At 59.5% G+C, this 18,406-nt stretch carries 13 protein-coding genes; 11 read left to right on the forward strand and 2 right to left on the reverse strand.

Features of this window, described 5'->3' with window-relative positions:
• Positions 1-40: 40 nt before the first annotated feature.
• From LT85_RS09015 to LT85_RS09030, 4 genes are read left to right on the forward strand one after another with little or no spacing between them, the layout of a single operon-like run.
• Positions 41-1,099: a FecCD family ABC transporter permease gene (locus tag LT85_RS09015; RefSeq protein ID WP_216595053.1), complete on the forward strand. Its 1,059-nt coding sequence runs from the start codon at positions 41-43 to the stop codon at positions 1,097-1,099.
• Complete coding sequence (locus LT85_RS09020; RefSeq protein ID WP_081992185.1) at positions 1,096-2,175, forward strand: FecCD family ABC transporter permease; 1,080 nt, start codon at positions 1,096-1,098, stop codon at positions 2,173-2,175. Before LT85_RS09015 ends, LT85_RS09020 begins: the two co-directional genes overlap by 4 nt.
• Entirely contained in the window at positions 2,175-3,011 is an 837-nt protein-coding gene (locus LT85_RS09025) for an ABC transporter ATP-binding protein (RefSeq protein WP_038487664.1), read from the forward strand. Before LT85_RS09020 ends, LT85_RS09025 begins: the two co-directional genes overlap by 1 nt.
• Positions 3,012-3,039: 28 nt before the next feature.
• Positions 3,040-3,816 carry a 2,3-dihydro-2,3-dihydroxybenzoate dehydrogenase gene (locus tag LT85_RS09030; protein ID WP_038487668.1) on the forward strand — a complete coding sequence of 259 codons (777 nt, stop codon included), beginning with the start codon at positions 3,040-3,042 and terminating at the stop codon, positions 3,814-3,816.
• Between the two features lie 8 nt (positions 3,817-3,824).
• Here the strand turns inward: LT85_RS09030 and LT85_RS09035 are convergent, their stop codons facing one another.
• Entirely contained in the window at positions 3,825-4,835 is a 1,011-nt protein-coding gene (locus tag LT85_RS09035; protein ID WP_038495609.1) for a helix-turn-helix domain-containing protein, read from the reverse strand.
• Between the two features lie 179 nt (positions 4,836-5,014).
• Between LT85_RS09035 and LT85_RS09040 the strand changes: the two genes are divergently transcribed.
• The 4 genes from LT85_RS09040 (at position 5,015) to LT85_RS09055 (ending at position 12,908) form a co-directional block, all read left to right on the forward strand.
• Entirely contained in the window at positions 5,015-7,087 is a 2,073-nt protein-coding gene (locus LT85_RS09040) for a TonB-dependent receptor domain-containing protein (protein WP_172656963.1), read from the forward strand.
• 197 nt (positions 7,088-7,284) lie between these two features.
• On the forward strand, positions 7,285-8,121 hold the full coding sequence (locus tag LT85_RS09045; RefSeq protein ID WP_038487671.1) for an alpha/beta fold hydrolase: 837 nt from the start codon (positions 7,285-7,287) through the stop codon (positions 8,119-8,121).
• A 118-nt stretch (positions 8,122-8,239) separates the two neighbouring features.
• The gene (locus tag LT85_RS09050) at positions 8,240-10,687 is read left to right on the forward strand and encodes a penicillin-binding protein 1A (protein WP_038487674.1); all 2,448 of its coding nucleotides are present in this window, start codon (positions 8,240-8,242) and stop codon (positions 10,685-10,687) included.
• A 232-nt stretch (positions 10,688-10,919) separates the two neighbouring features.
• Positions 10,920-12,908, forward strand: a complete 1,989-nt coding sequence (locus LT85_RS09055; RefSeq protein ID WP_052134945.1) for an alpha/beta hydrolase family protein — start codon at positions 10,920-10,922, stop codon at positions 12,906-12,908.
• A gap of 181 nt (positions 12,909-13,089) precedes the next feature.
• Here the strand turns inward: LT85_RS09055 and LT85_RS09060 are convergent, their stop codons facing one another.
• A complete protein-coding gene (locus LT85_RS09060) occupies positions 13,090-14,736 on the reverse strand; it encodes an isovaleryl-CoA dehydrogenase (protein ID WP_038487676.1) in 1,647 nt (548 codons plus the stop codon).
• A 239-nt stretch (positions 14,737-14,975) separates the two neighbouring features.
• Here LT85_RS09060 and LT85_RS09065 point away from each other — a divergent pair, with 239 nt between their 5' ends.
• From LT85_RS09065 to recR, 3 genes are all read left to right on the forward strand, one after another.
• Positions 14,976-17,144, forward strand: coding sequence for a DNA polymerase III subunit gamma/tau (locus LT85_RS09065; protein ID WP_038487678.1), 2,169 nt, complete (start codon positions 14,976-14,978; stop codon positions 17,142-17,144).
• Between the two features lie 137 nt (positions 17,145-17,281).
• Positions 17,282-17,602, forward strand: coding sequence for a YbaB/EbfC family nucleoid-associated protein (locus LT85_RS09070; protein ID WP_014006791.1), 321 nt, complete (start codon positions 17,282-17,284; stop codon positions 17,600-17,602).
• A 65-nt stretch (positions 17,603-17,667) separates the two neighbouring features.
• Positions 17,668-18,264 carry a recombination mediator RecR gene (gene recR, locus LT85_RS09075; protein WP_038487682.1) on the forward strand — a complete coding sequence of 199 codons (597 nt, stop codon included), beginning with the start codon at positions 17,668-17,670 and terminating at the stop codon, positions 18,262-18,264.
• Positions 18,265-18,406: the final 142 nt, after the last annotated feature.

Consider the following 18,406-nt stretch of genomic DNA (forward strand, 5'->3'; position numbering starts at 1 on the left):
AATATATCTATGTCGATAGAAGCAACTTCCCGGAGTTTGTGTGCATGAATCTGTAGATCGCCCGGCGCTGCGCCGGGTATTGCTGCTGTCACTGTTGTTGTCGGTGCCGCTTCTGGCGCTGACGTCCATGCTGGTCGGCGCTGGCCAGATACGACCGGGGCAGGCCCTGGCTTTTCTGCTGGGCGATGCGGTTGCGCGCGGCGATGGTCAGTTGCAGACGGTGCTGCTGAGCCTGCGTTTGCCTCGCATGGTCGCGGCCGTACTGGTTGGCGGCGCTCTCGGCGTGGCTGGCATGCTGATGCAAAGCGTGACGCGCAACCCGCTGGCTGAACCTGGCTTGCTGGGCGTGAATGCCGGCGCAGCATTGGGCGTGGTGATTGGCATTGCCTGGGCCGGTGTTGAGAACGGCCCCGGCTATCTGCTGTGGGCCGGGCTCGGCGCCTTGCTGGGCAATATGTGTGTGTTGGCAGTGGCGCAGGTTGGCCATCATGCGGCGGCGCCGTTACGGCTGGTGCTGGCCGGGGTTGCGCTGGGGGCCACCTTTATCGGCATCAGCTCGGCTATCCTGCTGTCGCAGCTGGCAGGTTACGACCAGTACCGTTTCTGGGTGCTCGGGTCGCTGGCCGGTATCACACCTGATATGGTGCGCTGGACGGCGCCGGTGGTGCTGACGGGTTGGTGTTCTGCACTGTTGCTGGCGCGGCCCTTGTCGGCATTACTGTTGGGCGACGATATCGCCCGTTCGTTGGGACACCGGCCTTTGCCGGTACGGCTCGGCGTGGCCTTGAGCGTTACCTTGCTCACCGGAAGCGCGGTGGCGCTGGCTGGTCCGATCGGTTTTCTTGGCTTGCTGGCGCCTTATTTGTCGCGTTTCCTGGCGCGTTCCCTGATGCCGCCTTCGTACCAGGCGGGATTGGCGACGCAATTGCTGATCGCAGCCTGGCTGGGCGCGGCGTTGCTGCTGGCGGCCGATCTGGCCGCGCGGCTGGCGGTGCAGCCGTTCGAGACGCCCATCAGCGTGATGACTGCGCTGGCAGGCGCACCTTTGTTGATCTGGCTGGCACGCTCCAGGGCGTGGCAAAACGGAGCAGCCTTATGAGTACCTCCTTTCCTTCCACAAAGAGCCCGCAGCCAGCGGTGCTGGAAAGCGGTGTGCAGCTATGGCGCCGTGGTCGTTTCTCCCTGATGTATGCGCGCCGTTCCTTGTGGGTCGGTTGCTGCCTGTGCGGGTTGCTGATAGTCGCTGTCGGCGCGGCGCTGATGGCTGGTTCGAGCTGGCTTTCGCCACAGCAGGTCCTGACGACGCTGCGCGGCCAGGGCGCGCCGGGCTTGCAATTGCTGGTGCTGGAATTCCGCTTGCCGCGGATACTGGTCGGCCTGCTGGCGGGCGTTGCCTTGGGGCTCGCAGGTTGTCTGATTCAAGCCTTGACGCGCAACCGCCTGGCGACGCCAGATCTGTTGGGCGTAGCCGACGGCGCCACGTTGGGCGTATTCGTGGCGCTGATCAGCAGCGCGGCCGGTATGTTCGGCCCCTGGTGGGTCGGACCTTTGGGCGCGCTGGGTGCGGTAGTCCTGCTGCTGATTGCTTCCGGCAACCTCGGGCGGCGCGGGCAGCGCTTGCTGATCGTCGGGCTGGCCTTGTCCAGTCTGTTGCGCGCGGTAACCGAGCTGGCCCTGTCGCGCCAGGAACTGATGCACGCCAGTTCGCTGTACGCCTGGAGCATCGGCAGCCTGAATGGCCGCTCTTATGCTGCCGCAGCGCCGTTGGCGGTCGGATTGCTGATTTTGTTGCCGTTGACGCTGTTATGCACACGGCGTCTGGCGCTGCTGCGCTTCGATCTGGAGATTGCCAGAGGCCTCGGCCTGCCTGTACGGGCCACGCAATGGCAGGCGCTGCTGAGCGCGGTGCTGCTGGCCGGGCTGGCGGTCGGCGTCTGCGGACCAATAGCGTTTGTCGCTCTGGCGGCGCCGTTTGTCGCTGAGCGGCTGGTTGGCGGCGGCCGCATCGCCTTGTTCAGCGCTGCGCTGGTGGGCGCGGTGCTGGTCGTCGGCGCCGACACGCTGGGACGGGTGCTGCTGGCTAAGGCTGAACTGCCGGTCGGCGTGATTTGCAATCTGCTGGGCGGGCCTTTCCTGCTGTGGCTGTTGCTGAGTGAACGTAAGAAGGAAATGTAATGCGCAATGAACAGACACTGATGGTGCAAGACCTGTACGCCTGCCATCAAAAAATGCCGGTACTGCATGGCATCAACTTGCGCATCGATCCGGGAAAAGTCACGGTGATCGTAGGCCCCAACGGCTGCGGCAAGTCGACCCTGCTGCGCTGCATGGCGCGTCTGCACAAGCCGAGCCAGGGCGTGGTTCGAATCGGCGACGACGATCTGTGGCAGTTGCGTCCACAGCTGGCTGCGCGCCGTCTGGCCTTGTTGCCGCAGGCGCCGCAAGCGCCCGAAGGGATCAGCGTCGGCGGCCTGGTGCGCTATGGGCGTCATCCTCACCAAGGCTTGTTGCAGCAATGGTCGGCCGACGATGAACGAGCGGTGCGCCACGCCATGCAGGCGACCGACGTGATGTCGCTGGCGGAACGTCCGTTGGAGCAATTGTCCGGCGGCCAGCGCCAGCGCTGCTGGTTGGCGATGGTGCTGGCGCAAGAAACGCCGCTGCTGTTGCTGGACGAACCGACCAGCATGTTGGACCTGGGGCACCAGGTCGATGTCCTTAACCGCATTCGCTTGCTGGCTGCGGCAGGACGTGGCGTGGTCATGGTTCTGCACGACCTGATGGCGGCGGCGCGCTATGCCGACACCCTGGTAGCGATGCGCAATGGCCGTGTCCTGGCGAGCGGCGCAGCGCGGGATATCGTCACGCCGGAGCTGGTGCGGCAACTGTATGAAGTCGAAGCCGACGTGCTGGCGGCGCCGGGCGATGGGGCGCCGGTGGTGGTGCCAGTGGCGGCGCATGGTGCTGTCATTGCGGCTCGCGCAAATGCCGACAGCGCGCTTGTTGCGTAAACCTGATTAATCATTCAAGGAAAATAATATGGAATTTCAAGGCAAAGTAGTGTTGATTACCGGTGCAGCGCAGGGCATAGGCGCAGCTGTCGCGCAAGCCATGGCGCAGCAGGGCGCCAAGCTGGCGTTGTTTGATGTGCAGCAGCAAGCATTGGCGCAACAGGTAGACGCGTTAGCCAGCAACGGTGCGCAAGTGCTGGGCATCGGCGTCAACGTCACCGACAGCACAGCAGTGAATGCCGCAGTAGAACGGGTAGAACAAGAGCTAGGCCATATAGACGTTCTGGTCAACGCTGCCGGCATCTTGCGCCTCGGGTCTGCGCTCGATTGCAGCGATGCCGACTGGGAGCAGACTTTCAATGTCAACGTCGGCGGCGTTTTCCGTATGTGCCGTGCTGTCGCCAACCGTATGGCGCCGCGTGGACGTGGCGTGATCGTGACTGTGGCGTCGAATGCCTCGGCAGTCCCGCGCCAGCACATGGCTGCCTACGCTGCATCGAAGGCGGCTTCCGCGCATTTTACCCGTTGCCTCGGACTGGAGCTGGCGGTGCATGGCATCCGCTGCAACGTGGTGTCGCCGGGATCTACCGATACCGCCATGCAGCGCCAGTTGTGGACCAGCGAAGAACACAAGCAGGCAGTCATCAACGGTGCGCTGGAACAGTTCCGGTTGGGGATTCCATTGCGCCGTATCGCCGATGCCGCCGATATTGCCGATGCCGTGATCTTCCTGGCCTCGGAGCGCGCCCGTCATATCACCATGCATGAACTGTGCGTGGATGGCGGCGCTACTCTTGGCGCCTGAGTGGCGGATCAGGACAAGCGTGCGCGCGCCAGTTTCGGCGTAATGCTGTATTTGCGCTTGAAGGCGGTAGCGAAATTGGCCGGGTTGCTGTAACCGGCAATCGCTGCAGCTTCGCTGACGCTGGCGCCATCCTGTTCCAGCGCCTGTTGCGCCTGCTGCAGACGGCGGTCGCGCAGGTATTCGAAGACAGTGCTGCCGCATATGGCGCGAAATTGACGCTGCATGGTGTTGGCGTTGATGCCGGCCTGGCCTGCGATCTGCTCCAGTGACATCTGATCGGCCTCGCCGCTGTCAAGCAGGGCGCGCAGGCGATCGATGCGCTGATATTCCTTTAGCCGCAGGCCCTTGTGCTGCTGTGGTTTGAGCGCCAGCGACGAGGCGTTCAAGGCTTCGATCAAGAACTCCAGCACCCGGCTTTCCAAATACAGGTGATGCAGGCTGCCGACATGGCGGGGCGGCCGGAACATCTGTTCGGCTAGCGCAATCGCTCTGGCCGAAGGCCGCCAGGTCAGGGATGCCAAATGTCGGCGGTTGAAGGCCATCACGGAGGCGTGGCTGGCGAATTCCGCCAGGCCGTCTTCCAGCCATTCCGGCGTCATGCCGATGCTGACGGTGCGCTCGCTGCCGCCACGCTGTGAACGGCGGCTGAAGGAATCGGTTTCCGCAAAAGAGGTCAGCACGCCTTCGCGCAGCAGATTGCCGCCGGCATCGCACCGCGGACCCAGCAGGAAGCGTTGCTTGCCATAGGAAATATCGGCGCGGCCGTCCATCACCAGCGCCAGAGTCATGCCCGGGCTGAGGGTGGCCTGGATCGTCATCGCATGCAGGTCTTCGACATCGGCGCGATGCAGCACCAGGCCGGCGCGCAGGCGGGTCACTTCGAAGCTGCCCTTGAGTACGGCAGAGCCGGGCTCCAGCACTGGATTGAGGATTTGATGATTAACCGCCGACTGGCGGTTGCGGGCGCTGAGTTGCTCACGGGTCAGCAACTGCTGGTGCGTATCCGAAGGCGCGGTCACTGTGGCTTGTCCATAGGTTGTTTGCAAAATTCCGTAACAAATGCCGTTTGCACAAAGGTCTTTGTGCTTACGGCAAAGGTAATGCGTTTTTCTTCATGTCAGAATACTAAAAACTAAATGCTAATGCAAATCATTATCAATAAAAATTGCTAATGAAAACTACGAGGGGGTTGTACGACATGAATGTGAAGTTAAAAAGAAGCACCATGCAATGTGCATTGGCGCTCCCGGCGCTGTGCGGTGGGGTTGTGCTGAGCGCCGGTACGGCCTGCGCCGAAACCACCTTGAAAGAGGTCGTGGTCACCGCCAGCGGTTATGAGCAGCAGATCAAGGAGGCGCCAGCCTCGATTAGCGTGATTACGCGCGAGCAGCTGGAGAAGCAACCGTTCGCCAACCTGCAGGATGCCGTCAGCCATCTGGAAGGCGTGAGCATTGTCGGTGGCGACAATAATTCCAAAGATATTTCGATTCGCGGCATGCCCGGCGAATACACCCTGATTCTGGTCGACGGCAAACGCCAGGGTACGCGGGAAACCAGCTCCCGCGGCACGGGCGGCATCCAGTCCAGCCTGATTCCCCCTTTGGCGGCAATCGAACGTATCGAAGTGGTGCGCGGCCCTATGTCGTCTCTGTATGGCTCGGATGCGATCGGCGGCGTGATCAACATCATCACGCGCAAAGTACCGAAGACATGGGGCGGGGCGCTGAATGCCAGCACCATCCTGCAAGGACGCTCCAACCTTGGCAATGAATACCAGGGCGATTTCTATCTGGCGGGACCGATCAAGGACGACGTCGTCGGCCTGCAGTTGTATGGCAACCTGAACACGCGCGAAGAAGACAGGGTGGTCGACGGCACCGCCCAGACCGATACCCGCGCGCTGACCGCCAAGCTAGGCATCAAGCCGGCCAGCAACCAGGACATCACGCTGGAAGCTGGTCATAAAGCATTGAAACGTACTTATACGCCGGGCAAATCGCTGGCGACCGACGACAGCCAGACCATCTCGGAAGATACGCGCACCCATTGGGCGGCGACGCACGATGGCCGCTGGGCTTTCGGCAACACCGGCGTCAGCCTGTATCAGGAAATCGGCAAGACCAGCAGCAAGACCGCGGGTCCGGCCGGTCCGGAGGCAGCGCTGGCCAGCCCGAAGATCACCAACACCATTCTCGATGCGCAAGCCACGCTGCCGTTTACCACTAATATCCTGAAAGTTGGCGGCCAGTACACGCATAACCAGCTGGACGGAACTGCTGCTGAAAGTCCGACCCGGATTGGCAAGACAACGCTGAACTATGTCAATCCTGGTTCGATCACGCGCAAGTCGTGGGCGTTGTTCGCCGAGGATGAGTATTTCCTCACCAGCAAGCTGTCGCTGACCGGCGGCTTGCGTCTGGACCACGACGACAAGTATGGCCAGCATTTCAACCCGCGTGCTTATGCTGTGTATCAGTTGTCGCCGACGCTGACCTTGCGCGGCGGCGTCGCCAAGGCTTTTCGTGCGCCCAATCTGCGTCAGAGTTCTGCTGGCTACGTGATGTCGAGCGGCGGTCCGACTTCGATGCCTGGCGTCTTGTATGGCAATCCGGACCTGAAGGCCGAAACCAGCGTCAACCAGGAAATCGGCTTGCGTTACGATGGCCCGGACGGCCTGAGCGGCAGCGTGACGGTGTTCAACAATGACTTCAAGGACAAGATCGTCAGCGACTATGCTGGCCGCAATGACCCTCTGACCGGATTGCCTTTGTACACCTACAACAATATCGCCAAGGTGAATATTCGCGGCGTCGAGTTCGGTGCGACAGTGCCTTTGTCGAATGCCTGGAAGCTGTCGGGCAATTACACCTACACCGATTCCAAGCGCGAAAGCGACGGCGAAACGGCGTTTAACGGCAGTTCCCTGAAGGGACAGCCGCTAGACAAGACGCCCAAGCATGCCGCCAACCTCAAGCTTGACTGGCAGCCTAGCGACGCAGTTTCATCCTTTGCCCGCGTCAACTATGTCAGCGAACAGTTCTGGGCGGCTTACCGCAATGGCGGCGCCGGCGTGCGCACGCGTCCGGCCACTACCACCTTCGATCTGGGCACTTCCTATGTCGTCAACAAGATGCTGACGCTGAATGCCTCGCTGTTGAACGTGACCGACAAGGTGGTCGATGTCGACCGCAGGCCGCGCGCCACCATCAAGGGTAACTGGCTGGTGGACGAAGGCCGGCGCCTGTGGCTGGGCATGAACGCGCGTTTCTGATGGCCGCCAGACAGGCATCGGCGCGATGATAGCTGTTGCCGTGATCTGCGCTGTAAGGGCATCCCCATGGGCTGGACGACATGGGGATGTTTTTTTTGAGCCTCCTGAGCCGAGCAGCGGCTCTAATATTCCCTTTGTCGCATCGCAACTTTCGGTTTTAAATAAGACCCCATCAAAACAGGTTTGTTGTCTTATTTATGACTGATCCGATTCACCCGATTTTGCACTTTGTTCACGGCAACAGTTTCCCCGCAGGTACTTATCGCCAGTTCCTGGACTTTCTGCGGCGCGACTACGACGTTCGTTCGCTCGATATTCATGCCCACAATCCCAAATATCCAGTCACCGACGGTTGGCCGGCGCTGGTGCAGGAACTGATCGACGAGCTGGCGGCGCGTTATTCGCAACCGGTGATCCTGGTCGGTCATTCGATGGGCGGTGGCTTGGCCTTGCTGGCGGCGCAACGGCGGCCAGATCTCGTGAGTTGCGTGGTGATGCTGGACACGCCGGTAGTGGTCGGCTGGCGAGCCACCTTGCTGCGTGGCGCCAAAGCACTGGGGTTGGATAATCAGGTGTCGCAGGCAAAATTTTCAGTCAAACGACGCAACCTCTGGCCTAGTGCCGAAGCGGCTTATCAGCACTTCGCAGGCAAGCAGGTGTTTGCCAACTGGGCGCCGGAAGTCTTGCGCGACTACATCACTTACGGGCTGGAAGAAGAGCAGGGCAATATGGTGCTGCGCTTCCGGCGCGATATCGAAACCGCGGTCTACCGCACCCTGCCACACAACATGGGCAGCGTGCTCAAAAGCGGCTTTCCGGTGCCGATCGGCTTTGTCGGCGGCGTCGATTCGGTCGAATGCCGCCAGGCCGGGCTGGATGCGACCAAGCGCCTGGTCGGAAAGTATTTCAAGCAAATCCCGGGCGGCCACCTGTTTCCGATGGAGTCGCCGGAACTTGCTGCGGCCACCACGCGTCAGATGATTGAATCCCTGTTAACCTCCGGTACTGTACGAAACCGGCGTCACCAGAAGTAGCCTGCAAGAGCGCAATCAGTGGTCTGTTAGCTGCAATTTGTTAGCCGACTTTCTGCAGATTCGAGGTTTCAGGCTCAGCTTGTTGTAGGATACAGGGCTATTTCCATCGAATATTGCTATGTCATCAACAAACAGAACCAAGCAAGAACCAAACAACTCCCGCTCCGGCAATACCAGGCAAAACGGCAAGGGCAGCGTAGCGAATGCGCTGCTGCTTACTTTGGGCGGCCTGTTCCTGGCGGGCGTGGTCATCGGCGGGCTGTTGCTGACGTACGCGCTGGTGGTCATGACGCCGCAACTGCCGGACCTGGGCGCCATCACAGACTATCAGCCCAAGGTGCCGTTACGCATCTACACCTCCGACCATGTCCTGATCGGCGAATTCGGCGAAGAGCGACGCAGCCTGGTCAAACTGGACGACATTCCTGCCGACATGAAGAATGCCGTGCTGGCGATCGAAGATGCGCGTTTCTACCAGCATGGCGGTATCGATGTCATCGGTATCTTGCGCGCCGGCCTGACCGACATCATGCATGGCGGCGCTTCGCAAGGCGCCAGCACCATCACCATGCAGGTGGCGCGCAATGTGTTCCTGTCCAGCGAAAAAACCTATTCCCGCAAGATCTATGAAATCCTGCTGGCCTACAAAATCGAGACAGCGCTGACCAAGGACCAGATCCTTGAGGTCTATATGAACCAGATTTATCTGGGGCAGCGCTCGTTTGGTTTTGCGGCAGCTGCGCGTACTTATTTTGGCAAGGACCTGAAGGACATCACGCTGGCGCAAGCTGCGATGCTGGCCGGTTTGCCGAAAGCGCCTTCTGCCTATAATCCGGTGGTCAATCCGAAGCGTGCGCACATACGCCAGCAATACATCCTCAAGCGCATGCTCGATCTGCAATTCATCACCCAGCAGCAATACGATCAAGCCGTCGCGGAAGATATCCAGGTCAAGACCAAGGGTAACAACTACAGCGTGCACGCCGAATATGCCATCGAAATGGTGCGCCAGATGTTGTACGCGCAGTACAAGGACGATACCTACACCCGCGGCCTGAACGTGATTACCACGTTGAATTCAGCCGACCAGACCGCTGCCTATGATGCGGTACGCAAGGGCGTTATGGATTACGACCGGCGTCACGGATATCGCGGTCCTGAAGCGACTATCGATCTGCCGGCTCCCGGCGACGAGCGCGACCAGGCGATCGACGATGCTTTGCAAGACAAGCCCGACAATGACGATATCCTGCCAGCCGTGGTGCTGAGCGCCGATCCTAAACAGGTGCAGGCGATGCTGCGCAATGACAGCACCGTCACTATCAGCAGCGAGGGCCTGCGTCTCGCGGCTGCTGGCTTGAGCCCGAAAGCCAGCAAAAATTTGAAGATCCAGAAGGGTTCGGTGATCCGCGTTATCAACACAGCCAAGGGTTGGCAGATCACGCAGTTGCCGCAAGTCGAAGCGACCATGGTGTCGATGACGCCGCAAAGCGGAGCAATCCGCTCGCTGGTGGGCGGCTTCGATTTCAACCAGAACAAATTCAACCACGTGACGCAAGCCTGGCGCCAGCCGGGTTCGACCTTCAAACCGTTCATCTATTCCTCCGCCCTGGAAAAGGGTTTCGGTCCGGCTACGATCATCAACGATGCGCCGGTATCCTTTCCCGGCGGTCCCGGTCAGCCTATGTGGGAACCTAAGGATGACGACCAGCCTGACGGCCCGATGCCGATGCGCACCGGCTTGCAGCGCTCCAAGAACCTGGTGTCGATCCGCATCCTGGATTCGATCGGCGTGAAATATGCACAGGAATTCGTCACCAGCCATTTCGGCTTCGACGTCGACAAAACCCCGCCTTATCTGCCTCTGGCATTGGGAGCGGGGCAGGTTACACCGTTGCAACTGGTGGGTGCCTATGCGGTGCTGGCGAACGGCGGCTATCGCGTCAATCCTTATCTGATCTCGCAAGTGACCGATGCCCGCGGCACCGTGCTATCCAAGGTCGAGCCGCAAATCGCCGGCCAGAATGCGACGCGGGTGCTGGATCCGCGTAACAGCTTCATCATGACCAGCTTGCTGCAATCGGTGGCGCAGCGCGGTACCGGCGCCGGCACCAATGTGCTGCACCGTACCGACCTGGCAGGTAAGACAGGTACCACCAACGATGCGTTTGACGGCTGGTTTGCCGGTTATCAAAATAGCCTGGTTGCGGTGGCGTGGATGGGTTATGACCAGCCGAAGAGCCTGGGCAGCCGTGAATTCGGCGCACAACTGGCGTTGCCGATCTGGACCGAATACATGGGCCGCGCCTTGCGTGGCGTACCGGAAACCCAGATGCCGATGCCACCTGGTATCAGCACCATCAACGGTGAGTTCTACTTTGATAATTTCACGCCAGGCAACGGCTTCATCGCCTCGATAGGCTTGGGCGCCAGCGCAGCGCCGGTGGAGATCGGCCCGGACGGCGTACCGCTGCCTCCGGCGCCAGCCGCACCGCCGGGTGCTGCGCCAACTACATCGCAAGAGGATGAGAAGCAAAATATTCTCAAACTGTTTAGCGGACACTGACGCTGCATTGAGGGAACGATAAGTAAACCGGCAATACTCCTGGAGGGTATTGCCGGTTTTTTTTAGGGAAAAATCTATCCTCAAAGAATGCTGGATTTGTTTCTTTGGAGATATAGTGTTTTTTGGAAAAGACAAATACACTACGGGCAGTTCCGTATTTGCTATCTTTTTATCAAGCGTTTTTTTGCTTGTTCTTGGTTATTCAACAATCGCCAGCCAGAAGGAATGCCTCATGTTTTTCAGCCGCCTACACCGAATCTGCCGTTTCCCCGTTTTACTGGTGTTGTGTACGTCTATCTTCTGCGGCACGGCTGTTGCACAAGTGGCGGCCGGTTTGCCCGGCATTGACAATTTCTTTGCCTACCCGACCCTTGTCAGCGCCCAGTTATCGCCGAATGGCCGCTATGTGGCGATGCTGGTGCCGACCAAGAACGGCTATGTACGGCTGGGCATGATGGATGTCGTCGAGCGTACGCCAAAAGTGATCGCCAGCTTCGAAGGCGCCGACATTCATCAGTTCCGCTGGGTCAACAACGACCGGTTGGTGTTCGATGCAGGCGACAGGACGATCGCGGTGGGCGAGCGGACCCAAGCCAACGGCTTATACGCGGTCAATCGCGATGGTACGGATTTCCGCCAGCTGGTTTTGCGTGACCGGCAGCAGCAAAGCAGCACGGTACGCGGAGCCTTGCCGTGGAATACTTTTTTGTACGCGACCATCCGCAATTCCGAGGATATCTATGTCGGCCAGATCGACGTTCCCAGTAGCGGGAATATCAAGCCCGTGCACCTGCTCCGGCTCAATACTGTCACCGGGCATGCCACCATGGTCGACCGCCCGGGCATGACTACCGGCTGGCTCATGGACTGGCAAGGCGAGCCGCGAGTTGTCACCACCCTGGATGGCGATATGGAAGCGGTTTTTTATCGCGATCCGGAACAGAAAAGCTGGCGCAAGCTGATTGAGTTCAATGCCTATACCGGCCACGGCTTCACACCGTATTTTTTAGGGCCGGACGGCAGTCTGTATGTGACTTCCCGCCAAGGCACCGACAAAACGTCGCTGTATCGCTACGATTTAAGCAAGAATAGTATTGATCCGGAGCCGCTGGTGTCGCTCAAGGGCTATGATTTTTCCGGCGCCATCGTGCATGACGATAAAAAATTCCTGGGCGTGCGTTTTGAAACCGACGCCGACGACACTAAATGGTTCGATCCGCAAATGCAGGCAATGCAGAAGGCGGTGAATGATTTGCTTCCGTCCACGGTCAACCAGATCAGCGTTGCAGATCATGCCGAGGCGCCGTATGTGCTGGTGCAATCGTTTTCCGATGTGCAGCCGACGGTGTATTTCCTGTATGACAGCGTGACGAAAAAGCTGACGATGCTGGGCAGTTCCATGCCTCAGATCAATCCGCAGCAGATGTCGGGCAAGGATATGGTGCGTTATAAGGCGCGCGACGGACTGGAAATCCCTGCGTATCTGACCATGCCTGTCAATGCCGGCAAGAAAAACCTGCCGCTGGTGGTGTTGGTGCATGGCGGTCCTTACGTCCGCGACGGTGCTTGGCGCTGGAATCGCGAAGTGCAGTTTCTGGCATCGCGTGGATATGCGGTGCTTGAGCCCGAGTATCGCGGCAGCACCGGTTTTGGCTGGAACCACTTCAGGGCCGGCTGGAAGCAGTGGGGATTAAAGATGCAAGATGACGTCGCCGACGGCACAAAATGGGCGATCACCCAAGGTATTGCCGATCCGAAGCGGATTTGCATTGCAGGCGCCAGCTATGGCGGCTACGCCACACTGATGGGACTGATCAATGATCCCGACCTGTATCGCTGCGGCTTTGAATGGGTGGGGGTGACCGACATCAATCTCATGTACAACGTCAGCTGGAGCGATATGTCCAACGAATATTTGAAGTATGGCATGCCGGTCCTGGTTGGCGATCAGCAAAAGGATGCCGCGCAATTGAAGGCAACGTCGCCACTGGAGAATGCGGCGCGCATCAAACAGCCTTTGTTACTTGCCTACGGCGGTTCCGACCAGCGCGTGCCGATAATACACGGCACCAAATTCCGCGATGCGGTCAAGGCCACCAACCCCAATGTCGAGTGGCTTGAGTATCCGGAAGAAGGACATGGCTGGCAGCTACAGAAAAACAATGTCGATTTCTGGACTCACGTCGAGAAATTCCTGGGCCAGCAAATCGGCAAGCCGTAATCTGCAATCTAGTGGGCTGTCACAGTGAGATCGAGAGTGCCTGCCACGCATACGCCGCGCATGGCGGCGTTGCACATGCTCACGATAGCCCACTATCGCTGCGCTGTGCCCGGGGCGGCCATCCGCTTGCCCTGCACGCCGCCTGCGCGTCCTTCACTCTTAATTTCACCGTGACAGCCCACTAGCTTGCCCAGGTACGCTGAAGTATCATTTTCTGCAAATGCGGCGCCGCCAGGGTGCCGTATACGCGTCCGCCCATCGCTTCGCTGCGGCTGGCGATGAAGGCTTCGGCAATCACCGCTGGCGCGTGTTGTAGCATCAGCGCTCCTTGCACCGTCAATATCAGGCGCTGGACAAAGCGGCGACCCAGCATTTCACGTTGCTCCACGGGGCTGGCCAGATCCTTCATCAAGTCGTCCAGCATGGTGCGCAGGCCGGGATGGCTGCTGGCGGTTTCCCCCAGTTGCGCCAGCAGCAGTCCAAAGCCATCCGGCTCACGCTCAATCGCGCGCAGCACGTCCAGGCACATCACATTTCCAGAGCCTTCCCAGATCGAGTTGACCGGCGCTTCACGATAGAAGCGCGCCATCGGCCCGGTTTCGACATACCCGTTGCCGCCCCAGATTTCCATGCATTCGCCGGTAAACTCCAGCGCCCGTTTACAGACCCAGAATTTGGCGGCGGGCGTGACGATGCGACGCCAGGCGCGTTGCAAGGGATCGTCAGGATGTTCAAAAGCGCTGGCTAGCTGCAGCATCAGCAAGGTCGCCGCTTCGCTTTCCAGCGCCAGGTCAGACAACACGTTTTGCATCAGCGGCTGTTCCGCCAGGTTGCGGCCGAAAGCGCTGCGATGGCGTGCATGATGCAGCGCCTGCACCAGCGCCTGGCGCATCAGGCCGGCGGAGCCGATGACGCAATCGAGGCGGGTATGGTTTGCCATTTCGATAATCGTCGGGATGCCGCGTCCTTCCTCGCCGACCATGATGCCGAAAGCTTCCTGGAATTCGACTTCGCTGCTGGAGTTGGAGCGGTTGCCAAGCTTGTCTTTCAAGCGCTGGATCTGTACAGCATTTTTGCTGCCGTCCAGCCGCCAGCGCGGTACGAAAAAGCAGCTCAGCCCCATCTCGGTGCGCGCCAGCACCATGTGCGCATCGCACATCGGCGCCGAGAAAAACCATTTATGGCCGGTCAGCAGATAGCCGGCGCCGCGTCCGCCGCCGCCTTCAAGCGGGGTGGCGACCGTGGTATTGCTGCGCACATCGGAGCCGCCTTGTTTTTCCGTCATGCCCATGCCGATCAGGATCGAATGCTTGTATTCCAGGGAGAGATCGCGGCTGTCATGCTCACATGACAACAATTTTGCCTGCAGGGCGGCAAATAGCGCCGGCTCCTGCTGCAGTACCGGGATCGAGGCGAAGGTCATGGTGGTCGGGCAGAGCGATCCGGCTTCCAACTGGGCGTGCAGGAAATAGCCGGCGGCGCGCGCCACATGGCTGCCGGGTTGCGGTTTGATCCAGGGCAGGGCGTGCAGCCCCTCGCGCCGCAGCATGCCTAGCAGGGCATGCCAGGCGGGATGGAATTCGACCGAATCAATCCGGTTGCCGGTCCGGTCAAAGGTATGCAGTTCGGGCTGATGACGGTTGGCCAGCTCAGCCAGTTGCCAGCTTTCCTTGCTGCCCAGCTCGGCGCCGTAGCGAGCCAGTTCTGCGGCTTTCCATTCACCGTGCAGGCGCTGGACGCCGGTTTGCAGAATGGTATCGTCAAGATAGAGATTGTTGCCATACAGTTCAGCGACCTGATTGGTGACTTCGTGGGTGTGCCCTTGCATGCCTGATCTCCTGGTTTTAGTGAGGATGTTGCCCCGTATCGCTTGACTTTACCCCTTGCCGAAGCCTGCGGGTAGCTGCTTTTCTGCAATTATTTAGAGGCTGCGTTCAATCCCTTGGCGGACGGACCGGGCAGCGATCGCTGCCGCCGGCAAGGCGTCAAGTTTAAAAAGCATGTTTACTTCGTCTGTCAGGTAAAATGCTGCTTGTACTTCACAACAAGCAGACCTTATTCGCCTCTATGTCCTACCAAGTTCTCGCCCGTAAATATCGCCCCAGAAGTTTCGATACGCTGGTCGGCCAGGAACACGTCGTAAGGGCCTTGACGCACGCCTTGGAACAACAGCGTCTGCACCACGCCTATCTGTTTACCGGCACGCGCGGCGTAGGTAAGACGACCTTGTCGCGGATCCTGGCGAAATCGCTGAATTGCATCGGCGTCGACGGCAAGGGCGGCATTACTGCGGAACCGTGCGGCGTATGCGACGCCTGCGTGGCGATCGATGCCGGCCGCTTCGTTGATTATATCGAGATGGATGCCGCTTCGAATCGCGGCGTCGATGAAATGGCGCAGTTGCTGGAACAGGCTGTGTACGCGCCGTCCAACGCCCGTTTCAAGGTCTACATGATCGACGAAGTCCACATGCTGACCAACCACGCCTTCAATTCGATGCTGAAGACGCTGGAAGAACCGCCTGAACATGTCAAGTTCATCCTGGCCACTACCGACCCGCAAAAGATTCCGGTGACGGTGTTGTCGCGCTGCCTGCAGTTCAACCTGAAGCAGATGCCGCCAGGCCACATCATCAGTCATCTGGATAATATCCTCGGCCAGGAAAAAATCGAATTTGAAACGCCCGCTTTGCGCTTGCTGGCGCAGGGTGCCCAGGGCTCGATGCGCGATGCGCTGTCGCTGACCGACCAGGCGATTGCCTATGCTGCCGGCAAGGTGACGCTGGAAGCGGTGCAGGGCATGCTTGGTGCGCTGGACCAGTCTTATCTGATCCGCGTGCTAGATGCGCTGGCGCAAAAAGACGGCCCCGGCTTGCTGGCGGTTGCCGACGATATGGCCAGCCGCAGCCTGTCATATAGCGCCGCGCTGCAGGATCTCGGTACCTTGCTGCACAGGATTGCGCTGGCGCAAAGCGTGCCGGCGGCCCTTGCGGAAGATTTGCCTGAACGCGAAGAAGTGATTCGCCTGGCATCGTTGTTCGATGCCGAAGAAGTGCAGCTGTTTTACCAGATCGCTGTCCACGGCCGCAATGAACTGGGCTTGGCGCCGGACGAATACGCCGGTTTCTCGATGACCTTGCTGCGCATGCTGGCCTTCCGGCCGCAAGCCGACGGCAGCATCGTGACGCCGCCATCGGCCAGCCGGTCGCGGGTTAGCGCAACGCCTGCGGCCCAGGTGGCGGCATCCAGGCCGACTGCGATGGCGCAAGCCACGGCGCCGGCGGCTGCGCCTGTAGCCGCACCTGCCGCTACCGCCGCCCGTTTGAGTAGTGCGCCGCAGACCATCAGCACCAGCGCACCGGCAGTGCGTCCCGACACCAGCGCCATGAGTCCGGCCAGGGCGGCGCTTGAAGCGGCGCGTGCGGCCGCTTCGTCGCGCAAGGGCGGAACAGCTCGTCCTGCTCCAGCGCAGCCTGCGGTTGCCCCGGCACCTGCAGCATCTGCGCCTGTGGCGACGGCAAGTCCACCGGCAGCAGTTGCGCCGCGGCCTGTAGCGCCCGCCTATGAACCGCAAAATTCGTCGGTGCCGCCATGGGAGGAAGAGATCCCGTTGCCTATGGATTTGCCTGATACCGAATTTTCCAGTTCGGCGGCTGAAAAAAAAACTGAATCGTATTCGCAATCGATGCAAGCGACGTCATCGCGCGCCGCAGCGGGTAATAATGGTAATGGCGCCGGTAACTCGCGCCAGACGCCGCGTCCGGAACCTGTGGTGCAGCAAGTGGAAACGCCGCCAGCAGAACCTTTACCGCCGCTGGTGCTGCAGCCCGACGCCAATCTGAATTGGGATGGCGACTGGCCGTTGCTGGCATCAAGTTTGTCGGTGCGCGGCGTGGCGCATCAACTGGCGCAGCAGAGCGAACTGATCAAGTGCGACAGCAGCGGCGTCGCCGCGCTGATTTATTTGCGTATTCCTTTCGATACCTTGCGTTCGGCTGGCAGTATTGATAAATTGGCGACCGCGCTGACCGAACATTTCGGTCGTCCGGTCAAAGTGGAAACCGAGCTAGGCACGGTGCGTCACACTGCCAACGCGCAAGCAATGGCAGCGCAGGCAGAGCGTCAGCGCCTGGCGGAGCAGACCGCGAAAAACGATCCCTTCATTCAAAGCATGATGCGTGAATTCGGGGCGTCGATTGTGCCGGGATCAATCAAACCATTGGGTGAAGCGAAGTAGGTTGGATTGGCATGGCCGGCCAGAGTACAGAGTAGCGGCCGCTGTCTTCTTTACAATTAAATTTTTCGTCGAATTATTCGTCGAATTATTCGTTTTAATTATTCGTTTTAATTATTCGTTTTTTTAGGAGAAATACCATGATGAAGGGCCAACTGGCAGGGCTGATGAAACAAGCCCAGGCAATGCAAGACAATATGAAAAAGATGCAAGACCAACTGGCCTTGATCGAAGTTGAAGGTGAATCGGGCGCAGGCTTGGTGAAAGTCGTGATGACGTGCAAGAACGCCGTCAAGCGCGTAGCGATCGATGCTTCGCTGCTGGCTGACGACAAGGACATGCTGGAAGACCTAGTGGCTGCTGCTTTCAACGACGCAGTGCGCAAGGCAGAAGCGCTGTCGGCGGAAAAAATGTCGGGTCTGACCGCTGGCATGCCAGCTGGCTTCAAGCTTCCGTTCTAAGCTTCCATTCGAAGCTGCCCTTCTGATCCCCCCGTTGCCGAGCGCTGTATGAACCAAGGCCATCTGTGAAAGCTCCTTCCAGCCTGACTTTACTCACTGAGGCCTTGCGTCACTTGCCCGGCGTCGGTCCCAAATCGGCGCAGCGCATGGCTTATCACTTGCTGCAGCACGATCGCGACGGCGCCGCCTTGTTGGGACGGGCGCTGACTCAGGCGGTCGACCAGATCCACCATTGCGCGTTATGTAATACCTTCACCGAAAACGAGGTCTGCGAAACCTGCCTCGATCCCGAACGCGATCCGACTTTGCTATGTGTGGTCGAGACGCCGACTGACCAACTGATGATTGAACAGACCCTGACCTTCAAGGGGCTGTACTTTGTGCTGATGGGACGTTTGTCGCCGCTGGACGGTATCGGCCCCAAAGACATCCAGCTGGAAAAGCTGGTGGGCCGCGCCACAGACGGTGTCGTGAAAGAGGTCGTGCTGGCCACCAATTTCACCAACGAAGGCGAAGCCACCGCCCACTACATCAGTGAAACCATGAAAGCCCGGGGGCTGCAGGTGAGCCGTCTGGCGCGCGGCGTGCCGGTGGGGGGCGAGCTGGAATATGTCGACGCGGGCACCATCGCCCGCGCCATGCTGGATCGTCGTTCTACGTAAAACCATCGTCTACGAAAAGCACGGAAAGCACGAGAAAAACCCGCAGGTTTCTTTCGTGTATTTCGTGCTTTCCGTGTCTTTCGTGGAGAATGTTTTCAGGCTGTCAGCATAGTTTGCCCCCGCACAACGAAAATTCTGTTAT

Origin of the sequence: Collimonas arenae (assembly GCF_000786695.1) — a bacterium.
In the GTDB taxonomy this organism is placed as follows: Bacteria; Pseudomonadota; Gammaproteobacteria; order Burkholderiales; family Burkholderiaceae_D; genus Collimonas; species Collimonas arenae_A.